This window comes from Dysgonomonadaceae bacterium zrk40 (assembly GCA_016916535.1).
Lineage (GTDB): Bacteria > Bacteroidota > Bacteroidia > Bacteroidales > Dysgonomonadaceae > Proteiniphilum.
In genome coordinates this window covers 1753008-1778371 of record CP070276.1, presented here as the reverse complement: position 1 = coordinate 1778371, position 25364 = coordinate 1753008, and the positions used below count along the sequence as shown (strand labels likewise).

General features: G+C 48.5%; 17 protein-coding genes. All 17 read right to left on the bottom strand.

Annotation, left to right across the window (positions count from 1 at the left end; all coding sequences use genetic code 11):
* Window positions 1-7: 7 nt before the first annotated feature.
* The 17 genes from JS578_07330 to JS578_07250 all read right to left on the bottom strand — a co-directional run bounded on the left by JS578_07330 (window position 8) and on the right by JS578_07250 (window position 25360).
* Window positions 8-895 (bottom strand): glycosyltransferase family 2 protein, encoded by an 888-nt coding sequence (locus JS578_07330; GenBank protein QRX62712.1) that lies wholly within the window; start codon window positions 893-895, stop codon window positions 8-10.
* The gene (locus JS578_07325) at window positions 876-2096 is read right to left on the bottom strand and encodes an O-antigen ligase family protein (protein ID QRX64957.1); all 1221 of its coding nucleotides are present in this window, start codon (window positions 2094-2096) and stop codon (window positions 876-878) included. Before JS578_07325 ends, JS578_07330 begins: the two co-directional genes overlap by 20 nt.
* A gap of 231 nt (window positions 2097-2327) precedes the next feature.
* Complete coding sequence (locus JS578_07320; protein QRX62711.1) at window positions 2328-4496, bottom strand: hypothetical protein; 2169 nt, start codon at window positions 4494-4496, stop codon at window positions 2328-2330.
* Window positions 4497-4500: 4 nt separating this feature from the next.
* A complete protein-coding gene (locus tag JS578_07315; protein QRX62710.1) occupies window positions 4501-5055 on the bottom strand; it encodes a TolC family protein in 555 nt (184 codons plus the stop codon).
* 204 nt (window positions 5056-5259) lie between these two features.
* Window positions 5260-6441: a sugar transferase gene (locus tag JS578_07310; GenBank protein ID QRX62709.1), complete on the bottom strand. Its 1182-nt coding sequence runs from the start codon at window positions 6439-6441 to the stop codon at window positions 5260-5262.
* Window positions 6438-6815: a response regulator gene (locus JS578_07305; GenBank protein ID QRX64956.1), complete on the bottom strand. Its 378-nt coding sequence runs from the start codon at window positions 6813-6815 to the stop codon at window positions 6438-6440. Before JS578_07305 ends, JS578_07310 begins: the two co-directional genes overlap by 4 nt.
* 50 nt (window positions 6816-6865) lie before the next feature.
* Window positions 6866-9436 (bottom strand): LruC domain-containing protein, encoded by a 2571-nt coding sequence (locus JS578_07300; GenBank protein QRX62708.1) that lies wholly within the window; start codon window positions 9434-9436, stop codon window positions 6866-6868.
* A gap of 816 nt (window positions 9437-10252) precedes the next feature.
* Complete coding sequence (locus JS578_07295; GenBank protein ID QRX62707.1) at window positions 10253-12592, bottom strand: glycoside hydrolase family 3 C-terminal domain-containing protein; 2340 nt, start codon at window positions 12590-12592, stop codon at window positions 10253-10255.
* A 101-nt stretch (window positions 12593-12693) separates the two neighbouring features.
* Window positions 12694-13557 carry a family 16 glycosylhydrolase gene (locus JS578_07290; protein QRX64955.1) on the bottom strand — a complete coding sequence of 288 codons (864 nt, stop codon included), beginning with the start codon at window positions 13555-13557 and terminating at the stop codon, window positions 12694-12696.
* A gap of 315 nt (window positions 13558-13872) precedes the next feature.
* Complete coding sequence (locus tag JS578_07285) at window positions 13873-15369, bottom strand: PKD domain-containing protein (protein ID QRX62706.1); 1497 nt, start codon at window positions 15367-15369, stop codon at window positions 13873-13875.
* 109 nt (window positions 15370-15478) lie between these two features.
* Complete coding sequence (locus tag JS578_07280) at window positions 15479-17017, bottom strand: RagB/SusD family nutrient uptake outer membrane protein (GenBank protein ID QRX62705.1); 1539 nt, start codon at window positions 17015-17017, stop codon at window positions 15479-15481.
* A 14-nt stretch (window positions 17018-17031) separates the two neighbouring features.
* Window positions 17032-20343, bottom strand: coding sequence for a TonB-dependent receptor (locus tag JS578_07275; protein ID QRX62704.1), 3312 nt, complete (start codon window positions 20341-20343; stop codon window positions 17032-17034).
* 2 nt (window positions 20344-20345) lie between these two features.
* Window positions 20346-21953: a transposase gene (locus JS578_07270; protein ID QRX62703.1), complete on the bottom strand. Its 1608-nt coding sequence runs from the start codon at window positions 21951-21953 to the stop codon at window positions 20346-20348.
* A gap of 91 nt (window positions 21954-22044) precedes the next feature.
* Window positions 22045-22287 (bottom strand): hypothetical protein, encoded by a 243-nt coding sequence (locus JS578_07265; protein QRX62702.1) that lies wholly within the window; start codon window positions 22285-22287, stop codon window positions 22045-22047.
* Between the two features lie 166 nt (window positions 22288-22453).
* A complete protein-coding gene (locus JS578_07260; GenBank protein QRX62701.1) occupies window positions 22454-23437 on the bottom strand; it encodes a FecR domain-containing protein in 984 nt (327 codons plus the stop codon).
* Window positions 23438-23501: 64 nt separating this feature from the next.
* Complete coding sequence (locus JS578_07255; protein ID QRX62700.1) at window positions 23502-24080, bottom strand: RNA polymerase sigma-70 factor; 579 nt, start codon at window positions 24078-24080, stop codon at window positions 23502-23504.
* 50 nt (window positions 24081-24130) lie between these two features.
* On the bottom strand, window positions 24131-25360 hold the full coding sequence (locus JS578_07250) for a cysteine desulfurase (protein QRX62699.1): 1230 nt from the start codon (window positions 25358-25360) through the stop codon (window positions 24131-24133).
* Between the last annotated feature and the right edge of the window lie 4 nt (window positions 25361-25364).

The following is a 25364-nucleotide window of genomic DNA, read 5'->3' as shown; positions in this document are numbered from 1 at the left end:
TTAAAAATCATTTCATTCGTATAAATGCCACACAACCCTTCATCATGGCAACTGCCAAATCGGTATTTCCTTTGAGCAAACAGTGAAACGCTCTTTTCGGCAGTGCCAACGATATTTGATATGCGATTGACAAGAATCTGTGAAAGGACGACAAATTTCTTTTTGCAAACAGCAACCTGTTCCTAGTCATATAAAAGGCTTTGAGTGGACTCTCCTGCCCTACACTGCTACTCTCTTTATGGAATACAACAGCCGCCGGATTGTATTCAAGCCGGTAGCCTGCCCGGCGCAACTGTAGGCTCCAATCGAGCTCTTCGTAGTAAAGAAAATAGATTTCCGGCATACCTCCAACTTTTTCGATGGCTTCCCTTCTAATTAACATTGTCGCGCCATGCAGGTAGGGTGTTGAAATCGGATGATCATAATGTCCGGAATCTTGTTCCTTGAATCCTATCAATCGATTTCTCAATGTGACGCTACTCAAGGGGGTATAACCAGCAAACTGGATCAACTTTTCCTGATCGGCGAAAAGAATCTTTGGTGAGATGCCTCCAAGAGTTGGTTCTTTCTTCATTCTCTCAACCAGGAGTGTCAAGGAATCGTCTTTCACATAAGTATCGTTGTTGATAAAAAGCAAAAAATCGGCGGTTGCATCTTTAATGCCCAAATTATTGCCACCTGCAAAACCAAGGTTTTTAGCGCTTCTAATCACTTTGATATTGGGAAACTGATGCTTCAGTATGCCGGCTTCATCTGCCTTTGAGCCATTATCTACTACAGTAAATTCATAAGAGATTTTCAAATGGGTTTGTATGGATTCGATCAGTTGTACTGTATCAGCGAATCCATTGTAATTGACCGTGATGATGGATAATTCAGGCTGTTGCATGCTCATTGATCTCTTTGTCAATTTTTGGCCCCATAAATATGAAGGCCATACACATATAAACAATGGGACCGTTTGGAAACTGCTGCAACATCTCATTGCCATAAGAGCTGACCAACATCCCGGCAACACCTCCCAACAATGCAGAAAGTAAACCCCTCAACTGTCTGTTCTCGATTCGGAACCATATGTCGTAGGCGCCCTTGAGAAAGGTGACCAAAAAAATTAACAAAAAAATTGAGAGACCCACAACACCGGTTTCTACCCAAACAAATACGAAAGAAGTATCTGTAGGCAGTTGATACAAATAATCACCGGGTTCTGTTCTCTTCGCTTCACCAATACCCACTCCAAAAGGGTGCTCTTTCATAAATAAACGCATCTTTTCCTGATTCTGTTTGCGGACGATAAAGGAGGCATCCTGTGTAACATTGAACGCAGAACGCATCCGTCTGATTTCTGCGTTCCCGTGACCAATGTAGGTGAATTTAAAAAAAACAAGGAGTACAAGAATTAATATGGTTCCCGGAATGATTACTTTCAATTGTTTAGACAGGAGTACAAAAAAGGTAAAACCGGCAAAAGGGACAGCAATTGCGGCACGCGTCCCTGATATCATCATCGCATAACCGGCAAGCAAAGCCACTACAATATAATAGACTCGTAGAGGCTTTGAATGAATATAGAGAGCGGTTATGCCAAAAACAACAAACGACATACCCATATTGCAGCCGAAACTGGCTGCGTCTGTGAAAAAGGAAAAATAACGCACTCCTGTATGTATGATATGGGTTCTGCTTCCACCAAGTACATGCAACCAGTAGAGTTCAGCTGAGTCAAAACCGATAAACTTTTGCATCAGCGATTTACCTATTGCCAGTAAAGTAAGGACAGACCAGACAAAAAGAAACCATTTCAAATATTTAAATTGATTTAGTAACAGGGCTGTTAACACCGGAAAGAGAAAAAAATAAACCGCTAAAGCACGTACTCCGGCTGTCCAGTGATTGAGGGTTGTTTCAGGATTGAAAACCAAAACCAAACAATATACAAGCCATATCCCGGTTAGTAAAGTCAATGGATTGCGCAATGAAACCCATGAAACAGGATTTTTAAGATTGTACAACAAAAGAAAAAAAAGTGTTGCCAACAACAGCCCATCAATCACAATACCACCCTGCAACCCTGCCACATATCGTGTAATTCCCATGATAAAATAGTTGGCTACGAAAACACCAAGAAGTGCATAGATGGGTTCCTTCACAAATTGGATAACGGCAAAAATTAAGAATGGAAGAATTGATAAAGCGAAAGCCGGTATCCAGCCATACCGCAATAAAACAATTGTAAAAACTGATATTGAGAGAAAAACAATAACATATTGCAATCGACTTCTCTCATTCCCTTCATGATTCTGCTGGAGTCTCATAGCTTATGATGTTCAGGATGAGCTAAGACCGTATTGAGTGTACCTGTAAAAATATTTCTTAAATAGAGATTGGGGAGGCAACATACCGGTATATGTTTCCAATACCTGCTTGTCTGCCCTGTTCAGGCATATAAACGTGGGAGTAGTGCCGGATTGCTCCTTTAAACGATCAAACAGCTGTTTATTCCTGTCACTCCAAACCTTGTCAGCCCTGAAGAGAGTCAGATTAATTGAAGCCTCCTGAAGCAGACTCTTTGGAATAGCGTAATGTTGAAGTGATGCATGCTCAACCAGGATAATACATTTGGGAGGCAACTGTACCGGAGCACTGGGAAGATACTTGTGTATGCTATCAGCAAAGAGAAACTCAGGTGATCCGGGGTCAAAGTCATCTCCATAGCGGAGCACCTTTACAGGCACACCATGTGAACCCCAGTAATCGGACAATGAATCGATCAGGAGGCTTTTACCTCTGCCCTCTTTCATACTGATAATGTTCACAATTGGATATGGGTCTGCGGGTTGAAAAAAATCCTGTAGGGCGTTTGCCAGATACTGTATTGCCTTGTCACGATACAATGTGTGATATTTTCGTTGACGAAGGCTCGGTCTACCAGGTAAGGCCCCAAGAATATTTACCCCGGTAATTTTCCTTGTTCGTACCGGATCTCTCAATGTACGATCCAACAGATCCAGTAAGAGAAAGATTCCAATGATGAATACCAAACTTCCCGCAAAGGCTGCCATCACCAGTTTCTTTCGTTTCGACGGTTCTGAATTCAAAGGAAAGACAGGTGGATTGATCATTTTTAATGATGCAGAATTCATTTCAAGACTCTTGAGCTGTAACCTGGCAGCGTTCAAACTGGATAAAATTGACAAATAGTTGCGTTCGATAAAATCGATGTTACGTTCCTGTCTTTTAATCGTGGAGCCAATGGGAGAGAAATGCAAATAGTGTTCATCTATTTCAATCATCTTTGCCTCGATAACATCTATTTCGGCTTTTGCTTTCTCCAACAACAACAATTCTTCAAGCCATTGCGATACAAAATTACTGGTTGGATAACCCTCACGCGTGTATTTCCTTTCACTAAATCGCTGTGTAAAGTCAACCAACTCATTTTCTGCACCCTTCAACTGGGTTTTGAAATGATCCAGCTGCTTGTAGGATGAGTTATCAGACAAAGAATCGGTAATAAATGCTCCCATCTCAGCTACTCTGGTATTTAAATCAGAGACTTGGTTGAGCCTGGCAAGAAACTCCGCATTGTCTCTTAAGTAAACAATATTTTCATCTTTCAACGATTCCAAATAATTGACAGATGCCTCTGCATTACTTAATTTCTTTAAGACTTCATTGTGCTGAATCTGGAACTGCATATCGATTGCTGCAACCTGCTCTGTTTGTTCTTCATAGTTGATGATTCTATTCTGAACGTTATAGCTTGTCAGTGAATCTTCACTTTCCCGCAACTGCTTGCCAACCCTTTCCAACTCATCTTCAAAATATTGGATTGCATTGTTGGTTGAGCCGAACTGCAATTTCTTGTATTCTACCGAATAGAGTTTTTCCAGCAACAACAAAGTCTGATAGGCTACACCGGGGTCATTGGCAGAGTAAGATACCCTCAACATATCACTGCTCCCAAGACGTATTACATTGATATTCTTAAGGCTCCCGTACGCGTAATGCGGATGATTCCAGTTAAACAATCCATACACGAAGTTGGAGGGTGAAGCCACTTCGTAAGCTTTCAGATTCTCTACTGTCTTCTCTTCAGATGATTTGTCGATCAGTGACTTCACTGCATCTGGAGTGATATTTTGTAAATGACGGTAATTGGCTGCGCTGATGTATTCATTGTCCTTGGTTGGATCACCATGGATCATATGCCTGGCATAGAGGTGCAGGCTCACTTCATGGAGTGTCTCTTTCGATTGAATGATATTGATGATGTTGTCTATCGTGTTGTTGATCACGGTGGAATTGACCGTTCCCCCATCTGACCCGATACCATTGCCGGAAACAACTCCTGTATAGATTGTCATATCCACGGGAAAAGACTTCTCCAGATTCCGTGTGCCCAGTATCGCCACAATGGTCACAAAAACAGGGACCATCACAATCCACCAGCGGATACGGTACAAAAAGCGGAAAAAATATTGAATGATTTCCATTGTGCTAACGATTGAGAATTTTCGTTTTAGACAAGATCTCAAGCTGCAAGAGTGCCTTGTTCAATTCTGATCGGGTTTGCTCATATGATTCAAGTGCGTCCATTTGCATTGCTTTGATCTGATTCAAATCTCCGGAGTCGATATTCCCGTTTAAAAAATTCTGCTTGGAGAGTTCGAAATGGGTATTGGCAAAAGAGAGAGATTCTGCTTTTAACCTTAAAACAGATAGTTCCTTTACCGCCTTGGTGTACATTTCAATGATTCTGATTTTTTGCTCCTCATGCCACTTCTCCATCTCCACCTGGGTTGCCTTTGTTTTCAGTTGTTGCCGATGAATCCGGTTGGGGCGATCAAAAAAATCATCGAAGGGAATCGCTATAGAAACACCCACATTGTACCAGTTTTGCCTACCACCTGAATAGGTATAAAACAATGGTGTATTTGGATCTGAGAAAGCAGTGTTCATGCCCATCATGCCCCACTGATAGGTTGTACTGAATCGGAAGTATTTCAACCAGCTTCTCTTCTCTGTTTTGAGGGCACTGGCTTCCTCCTCCATCTTCACCTGATAAAAGTCGACTGCAGCACTGTTCTTTGCATTTTCAAAAAGGATTTCCAGGGGTGGTAGTTTCAGGTTCAGGTAATCATCGGGACTTAACGCCTCCAATCCCTCCTGAGCAATCCCGGAAAAGAAAGGCAAAAAAAACAAATGAGCAATGATCAAAATGGAAATCCTGTTCATCTCGTTGGAATCTTAGGGTGTCTATACATCCTCTTTCTGAATGAATGCAGTAAAAGTACGGAAAATAATCTTGATATCCAACCAGAGCGAATAGTGCTGTGCATAATAAATATCCAGCTGCTTGCGCTCTTCGGCAGACAACTTCCCGGCATCACCCCTTTTCTGGACCTGCCACAATCCGGTCAACCCTGCGGGTGCGATGAAACGCTCCACGCTATTGTCTTTGGTGAGCAGCTCCGCCTCATACAAGGGCAACGGCCGATTCCCTACAATTGACATGTCACCCTTGAGTATATTGATTAACTGAGGCAGCTCGTCGATGCTGTATTTGCGTATGAACTGCCCCACCTTTGTAACACGTGGATCTTTCTCTATTTTGACAAATGCATTGTCGGTTTTTTTACGCTGCTGTGAGATGAAATCTTCTTCTTTGAGGATGAATTCATCGTCCACCAGGATAGAGGGATCGGACAGGTCAATGGAAAGTGAATCCAGATCGTCCTCTATGGCAACTTGCTGATCCATATTGGGCACACCTGTTGCATATTGGTTGAATTGCTCCATCTCCTTCAGCCTTTTGTCCGCATCGACATACATGGAACGGAACTTCCAGAAATCAAATATATGGTAGTTGCTGCCAACCCTCTTGGATTTGTAAAAAACGGGGCCCTTGCTTTCCAACCGAATGGCCAGTGCAACCAACAACAAGAGCGGTGAGAGAAACAACAAAGCAAAAAAGGAGATGATCAGATCGAAAGCTCTTTTAATTGCAGGCAGTTTGAACGGCGTCATTCTATTGGCATCTGCTTGCTCTTTACTTTGCTGCCGGGTTTCATATCTTTGAATGAACTGGAAAAACCGAGCAAACGATTCCTGTTTGGTGCCGGGTGCTACCGTGTCGTTCACCCCGGCTTGAATGTATCGCAGGCGGTGGTTGGGGGAAAGGTCAGTAGTGACCAACAATATGTATAGCTCCGGGAAATTGTTTCGTAGCAATTGAATGCTCTGCACATCCTTCTCGGTAGATTGTCTTTCGTAGAGCACAATTGAATTGTGTGTTCCGGGATGCTCTTGAAGCCAATTGGTTGCTTCGGAACTGCTTATGAAATGAACCGGTGGTTCTGACAAGAGACTCAGAAGTACATCAGAGAAATGATGATGCAATTGCTCATCCGCTCCAATATAGAAAACGGCCTGATTCACCTCAACACCTTTCTGATCCGTATCTTCAACTCCATCGGATTAAAGGGTTTCAGAATGAAATCGTCTGCACCTACCTCCAACATTTTAATACGGATATCACTGCTCTCTTCTCCTGAAAGGACCACAACGGGAATATCTTTGTATAAACCATTCTTTTTGATATAGGAGAGAAATTCATCGCCGTTCATTTCAGGCATCCGAATGTCAAGAATGATCAAATCGGGCCTGTTCCCGTTAAACAACCATTCGATGGCTTTAACGGGGGTATTGAAATAGGTTATATCGTACTCTGCTGAAAGGTAGACGGAGATAATCTTGGCAATGGCTATCTTATCGTCGATGATCAGCAATTGCCTTTTCGTATTCCTCTCCATGGTGTTGTTCATCCTTTCTGCAACAAGAGTATGATCGTTGTCAAGTTTTATCATTTGTCGTAGATAAAGGTTAGATCTGGATGCATGTACCAATCCTTATCCGATTGTCCGGAGGTGGTTGCCCAGGATTCTAATTGTGGATAAGCTTTTCTTATAGAGGTATACTCCTTGGGATATCTGGTTGCACCGGGAATTGCAAGAGCCCAGATCAGATTGCCCTTTGATGTATAATAGTTGTTACTTGAGTCGTCATCACCAGCCCCAAATCTAAAGATGTCAGCTTTGTCTGTTGGCGCGAAACCGGGAAGATGAACCTCATCCCTTCTATTTTTATATCCACCGTTTACAATAAAGGGATTCAACTTATCGATAGAAACTGTTTCCCTGTCAACCGGGCTGTTGAAAGTGAGGGTGAATGTAACTACTGCCGGGGATACTGTTCCGATTGATCCACCCACTGTGGTATTTACCATTGTACCTGCGGGAATACCGAGAGCCTTGTGCACATCATCGAAGATTGGAATCACCACGTAATCCTGACCGGTTTCGAGACCGTTGCTTGCACTGAATACTGAATTGTCGCGGCCAGCCTGGCTGGATCGACTTACGCTGCTCACAACGTTGCGGGCCATGCCGTCAATTTGCATCCCAACGGCCAATCGTTTTACACCTCCAACCGCACGAAGGGTCACATCCAATTTGAGTTGGGTAACCTTGTTTCCGGCATCGATGGTGTATTCCGGTTTCATGTTGAACACCACGTCATTCATATCGTAATCACCCAGCAACGGCCAGTTGTCTTCGAACATGTAGGTCACATCCGTACCGTTCCAGATAATCGGAAAGACAGGGTTGGAAGGGGGCGTTGATGGGACATTGCTATATCCGCCGTCGTTGCACTCTGTTCCAGGAATCACGAGAGTTGATCCACCTTCACCGGCCCAGGTAACACCATCTTCGGTCCATCGAGCATTCCATGAATCAATGTTTTTTGAAGGATGATCGTAACACTCTATTTCCAGATTGCCCTGGTAATGGATGATATTTTCATCATTTATTTCCTCTGCTACCGCTTTTGCAATCTGTAAAAGGGCTTTATTAGAACCGGTTCCATAGAAGCCGTCATTGTTCCATTGGTCGCCTCCTTTGTTATATTTGTATACAGCCTCAACGGTTACTTTCATCATTGCTGCACGATCCAATTCAATCCGCGTATTGTTCATAAACAGATTTGAAGTTGACAACAGACCTCCTGGACCAACAATGATTGAGGCATCTGTCGTATTCAACAGACCTTCCACAATCATGTGACAATTATTTTCTACTCTCGCATTACCCTGCAGGCTGAGTGTGTTGGTTGTGAAACTATTCTGATTGATGATACTGGCTGTACTATTGGTTACAGCGGTAGGACCCAACACAGTGATAACACCTTCGTTATTGAACGTCCCATTGTCGAGTGTTAGGGAGTTGGTTGTGATTGTATTGTTATTGACTACTTGTCCATTGTTCGATATTTTAAGGTCTTCGCTTACAATGAGTGTACCATTGTTCGTATATAAACCTGAGTTTTGCGTCACCTCCAGTTGGTTTAATGTCATTTCCCCATCGTTAACCACCGTTGTATTGGCATTGCTGGTTTGTAATTTCCCGTTGACTTCAACAGTCCCATTGTTGGAAAAAAGGGTATTTGACAATAAATCAACATTGTTATCAACTACCACACTACCACCTTCGAAAACAACCAGCTTGCTGTTTTTATTGACTTTAATTTCTCCGTTTACAGTTAGCGTTCCCTGTATGTATATATCCTCACTGGTGGTTTCACCCCACGCATCAATTTTGGGTGTTGTCACCAATGCCCCCGGCAACACAATCAATCTGCTTCCCGGTGGAAGATTAAGTTGACCGCTTGTAACATTGAGTGTACCCTGCACAAAAAGATCAACTTTGCGCCAAAAATTGGTAGTTCCCGAGAAATTCCCATTGATCAGATAGACATCGCCAGCGATATTCGAAGTTAATTCACCGCTTGACTGAGTAATGACTGTATGATTAACAGGTAGTTCGGGTACTGGGTATGGATCAGTGGTTGACCGAAATATTGCCGTGGATGATTCATTGGTAGAGGAGGATGATCGGACTGAAACCAAGGCACTTGCAGAATAGTCTTGCGGACTGAAACTATAGTTCAGGGAAGAGCCGATTAAACCAACCGGTGCAATGGTTTTCCCTCCGGTGGGAGAAGTCTGCTGGATGTACACCGTAGTTAAGGCTTCTGGTATAACTACATTTGTACTGAAGTCACTGTTGTTTTTTGCAACACCCATTCCCAATAGTGTGGCCTCTTCATCAAACAGAGGGTTGGCATCGAAAATTTGTACTGTGTAAAGATATGCTCCGTTGAAATTGTCTTCTACCTTTACACGCATGTCAACGTTACGTGTGGTTGCCCAGTCAAAGGTAGCCGGAACGGTGATACTGTCTCCAAATAGAGAAGCTCCGGTACCCTGTTGCCGTGAAGGGTCGTAGTAGTCTTGTTCACATCCCGTGAAGATTAAGACAATTCCCGTGAACAGGAATACAAAAGAGGTGAGGAATGTTATTTTCTTTGTTTTCATATATAGGTTATTTATGACAAATCCATGTTTATTCAGGACAATTTCTTTTTTGATGCATTTACTGCAATCTGTTACGCATTTACACCCGAAATGTTGTTAGTTTCCGACAAATGCACCAATTTGTGATTTTAAATATCTTGTCGGAACAAACGGCACTGCTTTTAAAAGTTTCTCCTATGCTCAAAGAATACAACAATTCTTTCAACATAGGAAACCGAATTAATTCGTAAACTTTTGTTAACCGCCTGTTGTTAAATAATTATTTTTAATAACCTGAACCCCTGACGGTTTTAATTTAAAATGTTAATTGCCAAGCCATTCAGCACGCTTGCTGGAATGAGCGCCGCAAATTTAGCATTTATTTCTGTTCATTCAACATTCAATGCTGAATTTGTTCTTTTTTGTTAACTTTTTTTAGTTTACTAGCAACTTGAAACATTCATCTTCCCAGTTAAGTATGGCTAAAATACCGTCTATCGATATTCAATCTAAATAACTTTCCTTTGGTCCCCAAAAAAGGGGTCGTTTCAGCATATTGCAAAAAAACAACCTATTATACTATAATAAAGACAGAAATTGAGACAAAAAGCCAGATAATTGAATCACATTGAACTTGTTAAAACAGCTTTTTTACCATCCTATCCACCAAATGCGGGGAAACACGCTTATCCACTCCCGCAACCAAATAATTCTTTTACCGACGCAAATATAATGGTTAAAATTGAACATGCAATAGAATTAATTGAAAATTTTTAAAAAAAGCGGGAACACTCCGAATGAGGTGCTCCCGCCTGGTATATAAAAAAAGGACTGGCTTTATCTGTTAGGGCTATCCCAGATCATTGTCTCCGAGCATCGGATATCAATTGTCTGGTCTCCCGCCTGCAACATAAAATCGCCCTCCTCCAGTATCCACTTGCCTGCTTCATTCACAAACGCAAGGTCTGAGCCGTTCAGGGTAAAAGTTACCGTTTGGGTCTCACCGGGATTGAGAGAGATTTTCTCAAAGGCACGCAAGCGCCGAACATCGGGTGAGAGGGAAGCCACCTTGTCACTGCTGAAGAGCAGTACAGCCTCTTTTCCTGCCAGCGAACCGTTGTTGGTGACATCAACCGAAACGGTGATGTTATCAACTGAGGTGAACGCTGTTTTCTCAACCTGGAGGTTGGCATAGGTAAAGGTAGTATAGCTCAGGCCGTAACCAAAAGGATATTGCACCGATGTCTGTGCTCCATAATCGTAAGCTCCGGCCATCACACCTTGAATATTCTGCGAAGGCTTGTGGTCGTAGGTAATCAATCCCTGTTCAAACTTCGGATAGGTATATGGCAATCGACCACTGGGGTTTACGTCGCCGGCAAGGATATCAGCCAGTGCATCTGCACCGAAATTGCCGGGCAGGTAGAGCTGCAGAACAGCCTTAGCTCCCGGTTCTATACGCCGGATCAGACGGGGACGACCCTCGTTGAGTACCAGGATCACCGGTTTACCGGTTTGCTGCAGTGCCAAGGCCAATTCAGTTTGGTTTTCTGACAGCGTCAGCTCATCCAGGTTACCCGGTGTCTCGCAATAGGAGTTTTCGCCCACGCAGAGGATGATGTAATCCACACCTCTCGCCGCTGCGACAGCCATCCCGATTTCAGGTGCATTCTCCTCGTAATATTGTCCCTCCATCTTGTAGGTAACACCCGGTTCGTAGCGCACGTTGCCCTCTCCGAACTTATGCTGTAAGGCTTCGTAGATGGTGTTGTACTGTTCTGCGAACTCATCCACCTTCTCGCCCTGCCAGGAATAGCTCCAGCCACCGTTGAGCGGCCTCATGGAGTGAGCGTTGGGACCGGCCACAAGAATGCGTGCACCTGAAGGCAGCGGAAGGATCTCCTCCTCATTCTTCAACAGCGTGATAGCCTCATCGGCAGCAGCTTTGGCTGCAGCCTCGTTCTCAGTACTGCCGAAATCAGGGTATTCCGTACGTGACCAGTAGGGACGTTCGAAGAGTCCCAGTCGGTACTTGAGGCGAAGCACTCTTCTCACGGCATCGTCGATTCGTTCCATCGAAACCTCTCCCTCATCCACCAACTCCACCAGTGTGGGGCAGAATGCCAGGTTGTAGGGCTCCATCACCATATCGATTCCTGCATTGATCGCTTTCTTTACCGCCTCTTTGTAATCCATTGCAATTCTGTCGCGTGAGAGGAGGTTCTGCACATCCGCCCAGTCGGTCACTACCAGCCCGTCGAAATTGAGTTCCTCTTTCAACCAGACGGTCAACAGGCGATGATCGGCATGGGTTGATACCCCATTGATGATGCCCGAATTGACCATCACTGAGAGTGCTCCTGCTTCGATAGCAGCACGGAAAGGTTCGAAATATTTCTCACGCAGTTCACTCTCTGAGATGAGTGCCGGGGTACGGTCTTTACCGGATACGGGCACACCGTAACCCATGTAATGCTTCAGACAGGCAGCGATGTGCTGACTTCCCACACGGTTGCGATCCTCACCCTGAAAGCCGAGGGTAGAGGCTACTGCCATCTCGGAATTGAGGTAGGCATCTTCGCCGTAGCTCTCCCACTGACGCGACCAACGGGCATCCCTGCCCAGGTCCATGGTGGGTGCAAAGGTCCAGGGGATATTGCTGGCGCGTGTCTCGTATGCAGTGATACGTGAGCCCTCTTTCATCAGTTCACGGTTGAAACTGGCTGCCATAGCCACCGATTGCGGGAAGAGCGTGGAGCCAGCGGTGTAGGTAGCTCCGTGAATGGCATCGATGCCGTAGAGCACCGGGATGCCTGTCTCCGCGATTGCTCGCTCCTGAATAGCACGGATTGTCTTCTCCCACACCTCGGTGGTGCGCGCCCTGTTGTTGCTCACATTGAGGATGGATCCTACCTTGTACTTGCCAATCACGGTGTCAATCATCGCAGGATCCACCTCGAACGGTTCATCACTGAAGTAGGCATTGCCACCTTTGCCAAGCAGATCAACAGTGAACTGGGCCATCTGACCCACTTTTTCTTCAAGGGTCATCTGCCCCAGGATGCTGTCGATCTTCTGCTCCATGACTGTATCAAGTTGCTCTCCGTTCTTACCGGCATTGCCATTACAGGCAGCCAGTAACGGTATCAAAAAGAGGAAATAGAATAATTTGTTCATTTTCTTTGGATGATGTTTTTTGCTGTAAGCGGTTCGTGACAAACATTAAGCTGTCAACTGTCAGCTTTGTTATTTAAAATTTTGTGTGTTGTTACTTGATCCTATTTTTTTTGATAGACTCGCACGTAATCGATCTCATAGGTAGCGGGAAGTTTGGATTCGTCCACACCCTGCGCGCTGCCCCAGTCGCCGCCCCATGCGAGGTTGAGCTTCAGGTAGAAGGGTACGTTGAAAGGCCAGGTCTCTTTGTTTCCGGCACCGTCATTGTTGAAACGGAAATACTCCTCCCCATCCACGAAGCCTTTGATGTAGTCGGCAGTCCACTCCACAGCGTAGATGTGGAACTGGGTCTCGGCACCTGAGATAGTTTTCTGTGCCCCTTTCTGGGTACCAATCATGTGGTTGTAGGCACCGGTATGTACCGTGGAGTGCACCACGTTGGGCTGGTAACCCACATACTCCATGATATCGATCTCACCATCAAGCGGCCAGTTGAGATTTTCTTTCTCAGGCAGCATCCAGAAGGCGGGCCAAGTTCCCTTGCCACCCGGTACCCGCAGTCGTGCCTCAAAGTAACCGTAGGTCCAGCTCTCGGTACTGTTGATGCGGGCAGAAAGGATATCACTGCCAACTTTTTTTGCGATGATCTTCAATGTGCCATCGTGAATGGCTGCAACAGTGTCGGTACCGCGGAAGCCCCCCACGTAGGTCTGCAATTCATTGTTGACCGCTCCCTTGGGCAGGTTCTCGTACCACCACTTATCAGTGTTGGGCAGGGCAGGCTTGCCGCCGCTCAGGCGCTCTGCATTGAACTCCTCTTCCCATACCAGGTCGTATCCATCGGGAACAAAATTATCAATCGTGCCGGCCGCCTGCGTAACGGTGTAACGCTGGTTCTGCTTACCGGAAGTAAAGGTGAGTTCCGCCGTGCGGGAGGTGAGGTGCGGATTGCCTGTGGCTGTGATCCTGAGACTGGTTTGGCCGTTGTGTCCCGTTTTTGGATCGGTACTGCACCAGCTTTCACCAGAGGTAACCGTCCAGTCACCATTGGCCGTAACAATTACGCTCCTGGCCTCTCCTTTTGCTGCGAGCTCCAGTGAAGTGGGATTAAAACTCCATTTCACCTCTACCTCGGGCTTGGGTGGATTGACTTCAGGACTGTTCTTCTCACCACAGGCAAGAAGAAGTCCCATAAACAGATACAATATTGGAGTCATTTTCATCATAATGGTTGAAAAAGGATGCCGCTCATCACGGCATCCTTCAAGTTAAAATTATCCTTATTCAGCAAATGAGAAGTCATCGAAGAAGAAGAAACCGGGACCGGCATGTCCCTCCGCACCGAACTGGATCACAATCTTATCATAGTCGGTACGGTCAGCAACACCGCTGAAGTCGAACTCCAGCTCCAGCCACTTGTTCATCTCCAGATTGGCCTTCACGATCTCGGTCTGTGTCTGCCAGGCGTTACCACCCATATCACTGTTCTGCAACTTCACAGCCAGCTGAGGTAGCAACTTCTTGTTGGCGATCCAGTCGCCGGCAACAGCATGCTCGGTAGTGTAGTCGTTGAACGAGGGGATAAAGACCTTCACACGCACCTTGTTCTGCGCAGTAAGGTCAAACTTGTAATCGGCCGCAGTAAAGGAGAGGTTGCTGTAGAAGCCACCAGATTTCCAGTAGCGGTAGACCTTGTCTGACGTATTGATGGGAAGCGGCAGCGGGTTGTCTACCACACCGCTCACATCTCCCATATCCTCCTGCACGAAATTGAGGAAGGCATCTCCCTCGAAATCCTCGGCCAGCGGTATCGCTTTCGGCACTTTCACCACTGCGGGAGGCTCCACGTTCAGCTCCTCGAGGCAATAAACGAACACCCAGTCCTGACCCTCCACAGTATTGTCGACGCGTAGCGCCATCACCTCTTCGGTCTGATAGATGATCTCGTAGGTCTGGTTGCCACAGTAGTATCCCATAAAGGCATTGCCAGAGAGAGTGACCGTGGGATATTCACCGCTTTCATCAATAGAGAAGTTGTACGCTCCTCCGTCGTATGGGAAGGTGGCATCATCACCATCCACCGAGGTGACATTGAATCCACCCACGCTACCGGCTGAGGCATTACGGCCATAGCCTTCACCCTCGGTCTCAATCAATAGTTGTACACCATTCTGAATAAAGGTGAACGTCGTTGCATAGAGACTCCAGGCGCTCTTCTCGTTGGGTCCGGCACCCCACCATTCCTGACCGCGAGAACCCTGAGGTCCGAGACCGAGGTGCCCTTTGATGTTAAAACCGGTAGCGGCTGCTACTTCGCCTGAATAGTTGTTGTACTGGTCGAAGACCCAGGTCTTGCCATCGCCATCCTCGGGTCCACCCGTAAGATTGCGGTAGACAGGTGTATCCACCAGACTGTAATCATCGTCTGCGATATTCACCACCACACTTTTTGAAGCCGATACCCCATCAGGGGTATAGATGGTTAGCGTCACGGTGTAGTCACCGGCGAAGGGATAGGAAGCTTCTACGGCATTGCTCTTGCCGGAAGAACCGTTGCCCAGGTCCCACACCAGTGTGTAGAGACCATTCAAAGCAGTGGTATTGGTAAAGGTGATCACGTTGTCACTCGTGGCAGAGGGTGCCTGGGTGAACGATATCTGGTCGCTGGTGATGGTGGTCATCCCCTCCAGTCCATAGTCGTCCATCTCCTGGGGGGTGCATGCTACAACTAAAAGAAGGAGCAGCAGCCGGGACAGTTGTTTTATCATGTGCTTCATATTTGTTTTAATTAAAATCATTTTGTGAGATCCGTTCGATTGATTCTGACCCTTGAATCTTCAACTCTTCAACTCTTCAAGTCTGCAAATCATCGAATCCTCATATCAACTAATTGTATCCCGGGTTCTGTTCCAGGGCAAACTCGGTACCTGCGGTCTTGTCAATCTCAGATTGCGGAATAGGCAGATACTTAAAGTTGTCGTTCCAAGTACGTACGCTGTTGAACTCCGTCAGGTTCTCGGTCAGCAACGCGGTGTCGCCCCAGCGGACGATATCCCAGAAGCGCATTCCTTCTCCTACGAATTCGCGGCGTCGTTCCAGCTTGATATTGGCAGCGGTGACCGGGATGGAGCTCTCAGCCCCGAAGGCACGCAGACGTACCTCATCGAGAGCAGATTGGGCCGTGATCCCCTGCACTTCCGACTGACCGTGAATGACAATCATCTCGGCATAGGTGAGTAAGGTCTCGGCATACCGGTAGATGCGCAGGTTGTTACAGTAGTTGAGGTCCACATCCCCCTGCGGGTTGTATCCCACGCGGGCGGCATATTTGGCCATGAAGAGGCCGGTATCCTGGAAGCGGGCGGTGTACTGTCCCGGCTCCCATTTGTTGATCGATCCCTCGCGGCGGCTGTCACCCTCTTCGTAGAGGTCCCACACCGGCTGGCGTACGGGTCCGAAGCCCCAGCCACCCTTGAAGTCGCCTGTCTCACTTCCACCCTTCAGTTCGTTGGGAGAGATGAAGGCGGGGAGGTTGGTGCCGTAGCCCTGCCATCCGCTGTCCCAGGTCTTGCCTTCCGGCAGGTGGTTGGCTTCGAAGATTGATTCCTGGTTGAACTCACCCGCATCGACCCATATCCCTGCGAATTCGGGCATCAGGCTGTAGTCGCCGCTGGCGATGATCTCCGCCATGTCGGCCGTCACTTCGCCGTAGCGTGCTGCATCCTTCTGGTAGAGCACCACGCGGGCCTTAAGCATCAGGGCTGCTGCCCGGTTGATGCGTCCGGCGTTGATGCCGACCGTCTTCAAGGGAAGGTACCCCTCGGTGGTAGCCACATCAATATCCTCCATGATCTCGGCATAGACCTCATCGGCGCTGTATTGCCGGGTCATGTAGGGAGGCTCGGTGAGTGGCTCCTCAAAGTAGGGTACATTGCCCCAGAACTTCCAGAGCCAGTGGGTGTAATAGGCACGCAGAAAATGCGCTTCCGCCTTGTACTGATTCAGTTTTTTGATATCTGCCTCGGTATCGAAGCCCACTGCGTTCTCACAGGCAGAGATCACGTTGTTGGCACGTGCCAGACCGGAGTAGAAGATGTTCCACAATCCGTTGATATTCTCCTGCGGCGTGGTGGTGAAGAGCGAGAGCAGGTAGAGCTGGTGCTGGTCGCCGGCGTCACCACCCCCCTTGAAGATATCGTCTGAACGGAGGTCCGACATCAGCACAAGGCTGTTGTAGTTGTTGTCGGCATAGCTGTCGAAGAGCAGGATCTGGTAGGTCGCTGCCAGGTTGGAAAGGATAGCCCCCTCGGTGGCGGGCTCGCCGGCTGCCTGCTGCTCGGTGGTCGAGTTGGTCAGGAAGTCGTCGCTACAGGAGATGAATCCCGCCAGCAGCATGATGATCAGTAGGTTTATATATTGTTTCATAGTGATACTATATTTTAAAATGAGATATTGGCACCCAGTGAGATGGTTCTGGCCTGCGGATAGATACCGCGGTCGATACCGATGGTGGTATAACCGCCTGAAGCGATCTCGGGGTCAAAGCCGTCGTAACCGGTGAAGGTGAGCAGGTTGTCAGCCGACACATAGAGTCGCAGCCGCTGAATGGAGATCTTCTTCGTCAGCGCATCAGGCAGGGTATAGCCCAGCTGAGCCGATTTCAGGCGGACATAAGAGCCATCCTTAATGTAAAGGTCGGAGGAGCGCCAGTTACTGTTGGGGTTGGCCGAAGTCATACGGGGCATCCGGTTGGAGGTCCCTTCGCCGTGCCAGCGATCCAGTATCCATGCCGGGCGGTTGGCCGCGGGGATGTCACCACGTTGTGCGAAGTCGAAGATATCATTACCATAGGTTCCCTGGAAGAAGAGGTTCGCGTCGAAGCCCTTCCAGTCGGCACCCAGGGTGAGCCCGTAGGTCCAGTCGGGAGCTCCCTTGCCGATCTTGGTCTTGTCATCGTCGCTGATGCTACCGTCGCCGTTGGTATCGACGAAACGTACATCACCCGGTTTGGCGGTAGGCTGCAGTCTGGCACCCTCACCATTCACATAACCGTCCACTTCAGCCTGGTTCTGGAAGAGGCCGTCGGTCTTGAAACCGTAGAAGTAGGGGAACACCTCACCGTTCATACCCTTCACGTAACTACCCACACCGGAGGCACCCGCGTTCTCGTAGATCTGCTCACCTGTCTCGTTACCCAGGTTGATCAGCTTGTTCTGCAGGTAGGAGGCGTTGGCGGAGATGAAGTAGTTGAAATCGCCCGCGCTGTTCTTCCATCCCAATTCAAATTCCACACCGCGGTTCTCCATGTCACCCACGTTGGCGATGGGGGCACCCAGACCCACGTAGGAGGGGATAGGCTGATACATCAGCATGTCGTTGGTGGCTTTCACGAAGTAGTCGAAGCCGAAGGTGAGGCGGCTGTTGAGAAAACGGGCCTCAAGTCCAAGGTCGGTCTGTACCGACTCTTCCCACTTCACGTTAGGGTTGGGGATGTATCCGGGAGAGCTGCCATACTGCATGGATCCGGTGATCTCACCCACCTTGGCGGGATCAGCCTCGTTCACCTGGTAGCCACCACCAAAGTAGTAGTTCTGTCCACCGTTCATCAGAGAAGTGTAGAGGAAATTACCGATACGGTCGTTACCATTCTTACCCCAGCTGAAACGCAACTTCATGTAGTCAAACCACTCGGGCCGGTTCGCCATGAAGGCTTCATTTGTCATGTTCCATCCCACCGAGAAGGAGGGGAACACACCCCATTTGTTGTTGGGACCGAAGCTGGTAGAACCGTCGCGACGCATGGTGGCCTGCAACATGTAACGCTCTGCATAGTTGTAGTCGACGCGACCAAAATAGGAGGCTGTACCGGTGAAGTCGTATCCGCCGGTGCCACCCCAGGCACGTTCAAGTTGTCTGTCTGCGATGGCTGAATTGATGTTGGCCTTGGAAGGGCTGGTCTCCAGCAGGTCACGGTCGTTGCCGCCAAGGTTGCGGTAGCGATAGCGTGATGCCGATACACCGGCCACGGCTGAGAGGTTGTGCACCTCATTGAAGCTCTTGGCATAGGAGAGGTAGTTTTCAAGCTGCCAGCTATAACCCCTGTTCATCTCGCTCTGCACGGTACTGAACTGCTGGTCCTTGCCCTGTGTGGCCAAGAAGTAGGGGAAGGTATAGGAGTCGTAGCCCCAGAAAGCCAGGTCGGCACCATAGGTGGTCCTGAACTTCAGTTCGGGCAGGATTTGCAATTCACCCCAGAAGGAGCTTACAAACTTGTCGGAGTTGTTGAATCCCGCGGATGGCTGGTGTAGCATTCCCACAGGGTTGGCGATTTCCTGGAAGCCGGCGGGAGGAAGGGAAAAGACACGATCACCATCTGTCACGGCATGTGGGTATTGTGCCAGGATACCGGCGGCGGTCGCCTCATCGGCATAGACCGACACCAGTGGTGAGAAGGTGAGGGCACTACCCAGGATGGAGCCGTACTCCGAGTTGGTTTCAATACCGGTCGACTTATCCCTGGAGTATCCAATGTTGGCACCCACGGTCACCTTATTGAGAAAACTGCGATCGTCAGCTTCGAAAACGGTATAGGTGGAGTTTGAACGGAGGCTGTAACGACGGTAGTTCGATTTGTCATAGTTACCTCCCACGATACCGGCCTGGTCGAAAAATCCGAAGGAGAGGAAGTAGAGCAGGTCGTCCGAGCCGCCGGAGACGCTCACCTGGTGGTTCTGAACCGGTGCGTTGTAATAGAAGGTTTCATCCTGCCAGTCGGTACCAACACCTGCGCCCATCACCTGTTCGTTGTTGTAGCGTGGCAGGTTGCCATCGTTGAGTTGCATCTCGTTCATGATCACCATGTACTCCTCTGCGTTGAGGATCTCCCTTTTCTTCCAAGGATTCTGCCAACCGTAGCTCACATCATAGTTGACGCTGGCCTTGCCTTTCGTACCTTTCTTTGTTGTGACTAGGATCACACCGTTGGCGGCACGTGCCCCATAGATGGCTGCCGATGCGGCATCCTTCAGGATCTCCACCGACTCGATGTCGACAGGATTGAGGTAGTTGATACCACCACCCACAATCATACCGTCCACAATATAAAGGGGTTCGCTGTTGTTAATGGTACCGATACCGCGGATGCGTACCTTGGAATCGGAGCCGGGCTGACCTGAGCTTTGTGTGATCTGCACACCGGAGACCTTGCCTTTTAGGGCATCCTCCACGCGAGATGGACGGGTAACGTTCAACTCTTCTGCAGTCACTTTGCTGATGGCAGCGGTAACAACACTCTTGCGTTGCACACCATAGCCCACTACGATGAGTTCATCCAACACCTCGGTATCCTCGAGCAACTGTACGTTGAGCTGTGTCTGGCTGGTGATATTATACTCCCTATCAAGGTATCCAATATAGGAGAAGCGAAGAGTAGAGCCCTTCGGCACTGTGAGGGCGTAATAGCCATCATAGTCGGTAACGGTACCGGTTGTTGTACCGGGCACGGAGATATTGGCTCCGATCACTGGCTCCCCATTCTCGTCTGTCACCCTACCGGTGAGGTTCACCTGTTGTGTGACAGGCTGCCCTGTTTCTGTTTCTGCAAGAGATTGATCAAAGATGTAGATCTTGTTCTCCCGGATCTCGTACCCGATCTGACGGGGGGTGAGCAGTTGTTTCAGAACTGTTTCCAGTTCGGTGTTCTGCTCCCGGATGGTTACTTCTTCCCGAAAATCCCGTGCTTTTGTAACCATATTTACAGCTCTCTTCCCGATGTACTTTCCTTACCCTTGAAGGTGTATGGTATCTCCAGGAGGTCGAAGACTAGTCGCTGAGCCGCGGTGGGTGTGGAGTACACATCCTTGTATTTTCCCTCGAAGTGAACCCTTGCATAAGTTTCCACCTTGCGCAACATATCTTGTTCAGACCAGTGTTTGCGTTTCTTCTTGTCAATCTGGTCCACCATCTTTCGTAACCTTGCAAGGATGATCAGAGAGATGAAGGTCACGAAAATTTTTCCCTTGATCGTCTGCTCGCTATGGTTCTTCAGGCGTCTCAAGTCCAGGAGATTCTTCTCATCATCGAAGTACAATTCCACACCGTTTCTCTCCCGGTATTGTTCCAGTGCCTGAACCGCCGTTTTGGCTGAGGTAGAGATCAGTACCCAGTAACAACTGTCACTGTTGATGAACTCCTGTATCGCCTCATCGTTATAATTCACCGACCGGCCCCGAACCGGGGTCTCCTTGACGATGAAGTAACGCTCATACATCGTCCGGTGTGATTCTACAAGCTTGTCTGCTTCCAGCTCATCTTTCAAAGCCCTTAGCTTTTGCATGAAAGAGGCTATGATCTTGTCTTTTCTCGCGGGGTCAAAATACAGGTGATACCAGGTTCTGCCATGAGCAGGGGTAGTCTTGTAGATGGTCTTCCCGTACATGATACTCCCATTTTCCTCGATCAGGTTCCCCGGGCGCACAAGTGTGTCGCGATGTTCCGCAATCAATTTCTTTTGCCATGCGACATTGGACGGCACCGGGATGGTGAACTTGTAGCCCTCGCGTGACAACAGCTCAAGGTTGTAGTCACTATAAAAACCGCGATCACCCACGAAGGTAAACCTTGGGACTTCCATCTTCTTCATCATCGACAACACCTGATCCAGGATCACCTTGTCGGACATGCTCCCGGGGAGCACCTGGTACCACATAGGCAGCCCGCTCCCACACGAGGTCAGCAGTGCCAGGTTGATTTGCTCGAGGTTTTCCCTATCCCTGTTGTACCCGTACTCCGCGTAAGGGTTTCGTTTGCCGTAGGTACTCACGCTGGTCAAATCGAATAGCTGGCTCCCTTTTTCCGCGTGTTCCCCCGCCCAGAGTTGAAAGAACGTGTTCACCTTGTCTTGCTTCAATCTCCCGAGCAATTCGGACACCCTTTGTGAACTCAACCCCATCTTCCCCAAACCGCGCTGCTCCAACCAGTCTTCCGCGTTGCTCAATGCCTTCCCCCGACATATCTGGTAGTATGACAACGCGATGATCTTGCGGGCATCATTCTCCCCGTAGCTCTCGGTCAAAACGCGTGAAACACCAGTATCCCGGGTCACCTTGTCAAGTATCATCGTCTCTCCAACGAATGTGGTGTTGGATACCTCGTTGGGCTTCTTTACCTCTGCGGCTAGTTGATGCATCTTTTCCCGGTTCCTATAGTAAGTGTTGTAAATAGCCTCACCATCTGCCCCCTTCTTGCCAATACAGGTGCGCTTGTGCGTTGAGTAACCCTTTTCCCTGTCCCAGTATGACTCATCCTCGTAGAGATATACCGTTCCATTCTTCGCCTTGATCTCGATGACCCTTTTTCCCATGACAGTGAATCTTTAATATGGTTACAAATATAACCATATTGTTTGAGAAAAACAAGGGTTTGCTAAAATATTTTCAGTATTTATCAGTAGATTACGTGTAATTGACAATAATCTGGTTAGAAAAAAGCGGGAATTTCAGTTCTTCGTTCAGGTTCACCACCTCCTTACTGAAAGCCAGGGTATGGCCCGTCTGTTCGGTGATGCTTTCCAGTACTGTTCTCAGTGTTGCCTTGCTGTAGTTGAGGTTCACCTTCTGCGCGGAGAGCATCACAGTGCCCAACACGAAAAGGGAAAGCAGCAGCATCAGGCCTCTTTTCATTGGAATTTTTCCCATGGTCTGTTTTTCATATTTAGTTATACATTAAAAAAGAATCACATCGGTCGTTAGACCGTCTCTGAAATTAACATTCAAGAAACATTCTTTTTGTTTCTTTACACTATTGACACAGATGGATGGAAATAGGATGAGTGAAAAGCAAAAAAATGTGATAAAAAATGCTTTAAAGGGAAACATCTACCCCATTCTCACCAAGAGTAAACCGCACCGGTGCGATCTTTTGCATCTCAATCAGAACCGAGTCGAGCGACTGATGACGGGTGGTAAGGGTATAACTGTAGTTAAGGGCCTCGGGAGTGAGGAGGTTGAACTCCACATTATAGCGTCGTTCCAGGACGTTGATCACCTCTGAGAGCGGTGAATCGTAGAAATAGAGCAGGTTGTTCTTCCAGAGTGACTGGTTGGATGGGTGCATCAGGTTGGTCACCACCAGCTGGCCGGTGATCTTGTCATATTCTGCCTGTTGGCCAGGCGAGAGAGTGGAACCGTTGTGTTGGGTGCGGAAGACGATGCTCCCCTCGTCGAGAGTGACCCGAATTTTGTCGCTCTCACGGTAGGAGTTTACATTGAAAGAGGTTCCCAGTACCTCAACGGTGGTATTCTGTGAGTGCACCTCGAAGGAGCGTCGTTTGTTCTCTTTCACGTTGAAGTAAGCCTCTCCGTCGAGCCATACCTCACGGCGTAGCAGGCCGAAACGCTCTGGGTAACGAATGCGGGTGTCGGCATTGAGAAACACCTCGGTACCATCCTGAAAGAAGATGCGGGCATCCTCTCCCTTGGGCACGTAAAGTTCGGTGTAGGTGGTTCCCTCGAAGAGTGAGGTTCGGCTGTTGATGTAGAAGCCGAAGCCGGTGATCAGCAACAGCGGAAGAAGCACCGCGGCGATACGCAGCGCCTGTTTGCGGATTTGTCTGAGTCTGATTTTTCGCTCTATGTTGCTGAAGAGCAAGTCGGATTGCAGCGGAGTGAACGACCGTCCCGTATGGGGATCACCCTCCATCAGGTAGGCATCGCGGTCAATCATATCCGAAAGAGCCTGCTGACCTTCAATGGAACCGGAAAACCACTCCACCACATCACGCGCCTCCTGTTTTGAAGCGTTCTCAGCAATCACTTTCTTCACTATGTCTCTCTCCTTTCTCAGCATCAAGCCTGCACTTTTATTGATTGACACAATTCCCGGCAAAAGATATGAGTTGCCGGTCTTATTTTTACAACAAAATCATTTTCACTTTCTCAAAATAGCTGCGCAAGAGCTTCAGAGACTCTTGGTAATGCGATTTCACCGTGTGCACCGAGATACCCATCTTCTCGGCAATCTGCTGGTTGCTGTCGTCACTCTCCAGCTTGCGGCGGCACACCTCTTTTTTCTGCGGCGGCAGCTGATCGATGCCGCGATAGAGCAGTTCCTGTGTCTGCCGTTCCTCCATCGCCCTCAGAATATGCTCCTCTTCCGGCAGGTCGAACTGTGCCTGCTCGTAACTGAGCGTCACCTTTGCCTTGTTGTCGCGGATGAAATTGAGGATATAATTCTTGGTCATGGTGTAGAGGTAGTTCTTCAGGTTGACCTCGATGTGGATGTCGTGGGTGCTCTCCCATAGCTTCACGAAGACATGCTGTACCGCATCCTCCGCCAGATGAGTGTTCTTGAGGTACTTCATTGCCAGCGCATAGAGATAACGATGATACTTGCGGTATATCATCTCAAAAGCTTCCTGATCCCTCTTCCTAAGAAGAATGAAAAGGGTATGATCTTCATTGCTGCTATAACCCTGAAGCACTTTTTTCATGGAACATTGTTCGTCAGGCAGCAAAGATAAACAAATGAGAGAGAATGGCTCTATGCACGAAACATTTTAACGATTCGGACGATGCCCTCCACAAGCAGATCCACCTCTTTGCGGGTGTTGTAGAAGGCGAAGGAGGCGCGTACAGTGCCCTCAACACCCAGCAAACGCATCAGCGGCTCGGCACAGTGGTGACCGGTACGCACGGCGATGCCCATCCGGTCGAGGAGCGTCCCCATGTCGTAAGGGTGTACCCCCTCCACCAGGAAGGAGATCACGCTGCTCTTCTCCACGGATGTACCGATGATACGCAAGCCGTTAATTGCCAACAACTTTTCGGTGGCGTAGCTGAGTAGCTCCTGCTCGTAGGCAGCGATCCTGTCGATGCCTATAGCGCTGACGTATCGAAGTGCCTCGGCGAGCGCTGCTGTACCTACATAGTCGGGAGTACCTGCTTCGAACTTATAGGGAAGGGTGTTGTAGGTGGTCTTCTCGAACGAAACAGTGGAGATCATCTCTCCCCCACCCTGGTAGGGTGGCAGAGCGTTGAGCCACTTCTCCTTACCGTAGAGCACCCCCACACCGGTTGGCCCGTAGATCTTGTGAGAGGAGAAGACCAGGAAGTCGCAATCGAGCGCCTGCACATCCACCGTGGTGTGCTGGACGCTCTGGGCAGCATCGATCAACACCGGCACCTCCTGCCGATGGGCGATCTCGATGATCTCTCTGATCGGGTTGATCGTCCCCAGCACATTTGAGATATGGGTGACGGCGATCAGCTTCGTGCGGGGAGTGATCAGCTGCTCCAGTTCGCTGAGCAACAGCTCTCCCTGTTCATTGATGGGTGCCACCCGCAGTTTGAGCCCCAACCGCTCCGCCTGCATCTGCCAGGGCACGATATTGGAGTGGTGCTCCATGGCGCTGATCAGGATTTCATCCCCTTCGCGGCAAAATGTGCTGCAGTAAGTGGAAGCCACCAGGTTAATCGACTCGGTGGCACCACGGGTAAAAACAATCTCGTTGGGTGAGGCGGCATGTATGAATTGCTGCACCACCCTACGGGAGGCTTCATGCTCCTCTGTGGCCTCCTGGCTGAGGAGATGCACACCGCGATGCACATTGGCATTCACGGTGGTGTACATCTCTGTAATTTTGTCGATTACACAACGTGGCTTTTGTGTGGTGGCCGCGTTGTCGAAGTATACCAGTCGTTTCCCGTAAACCTCACGCGTAAGAATTGGGAAATCAGCCCTGATCTTGTCGATATCTATCAGTTTCAACATGCTT

Excerpts from the sequence above, each read along its gene's own strand:
- JS578_07255 (QRX62700.1), bottom strand. The coding sequence starts at position 24,080 with ATGAAAAAAGTGCTTCAGGGTTATAGCAGCAATGAAGATCATACCCTT.
- JS578_07250 (QRX62699.1), bottom strand. The coding sequence starts at position 25,360 with ATGTTGAAACTGATAGATATCGACAAGATCAGGGCTGATTTCCCAATT.
- JS578_07275 (QRX62704.1), bottom strand. The coding sequence starts at position 20,343 with ATGGTTACAAAAGCACGGGATTTTCGGGAAGAAGTAACCATCCGGGAG.
- JS578_07295 (QRX62707.1), bottom strand. The coding sequence starts at position 12,592 with ATGAACAAATTATTCTATTTCCTCTTTTTGATACCGTTACTGGCTGCC.
- JS578_07305 (QRX64956.1), bottom strand. The coding sequence starts at position 6,815 with ATGGAGAGGAATACGAAAAGGCAATTGCTGATCATCGACGATAAGATA.
- JS578_07315 (QRX62710.1), bottom strand. The coding sequence starts at position 5,055 with ATGGAGGAGGAAGCCAGTGCCCTCAAAACAGAGAAGAGAAGCTGGTTG.
- JS578_07260 (QRX62701.1), bottom strand. The coding sequence starts at position 23,437 with ATGCTGAGAAAGGAGAGAGACATAGTGAAGAAAGTGATTGCTGAGAAC.
- JS578_07285 (QRX62706.1), bottom strand. The coding sequence starts at position 15,369 with ATGAAGCACATGATAAAACAACTGTCCCGGCTGCTGCTCCTTCTTTTA.
- JS578_07270 (QRX62703.1), bottom strand. The coding sequence starts at position 21,953 with ATGGGAAAAAGGGTCATCGAGATCAAGGCGAAGAATGGAACGGTATAT.
- JS578_07330 (QRX62712.1), bottom strand. The coding sequence starts at position 895 with ATGAGCATGCAACAGCCTGAATTATCCATCATCACGGTCAATTACAAT.
- JS578_07265 (QRX62702.1), bottom strand. The coding sequence starts at position 22,287 with ATGGGAAAAATTCCAATGAAAAGAGGCCTGATGCTGCTGCTTTCCCTT.
- JS578_07325 (QRX64957.1), bottom strand. The coding sequence starts at position 2,096 with ATGGGAATTACACGATATGTGGCAGGGTTGCAGGGTGGTATTGTGATT.
- JS578_07280 (QRX62705.1), bottom strand. The coding sequence starts at position 17,017 with ATGAAACAATATATAAACCTACTGATCATCATGCTGCTGGCGGGATTC.
- JS578_07300 (QRX62708.1), bottom strand. The coding sequence starts at position 9,436 with ATGAAAACAAAGAAAATAACATTCCTCACCTCTTTTGTATTCCTGTTC.
- JS578_07320 (QRX62711.1), bottom strand. The coding sequence starts at position 4,496 with ATGGAAATCATTCAATATTTTTTCCGCTTTTTGTACCGTATCCGCTGG.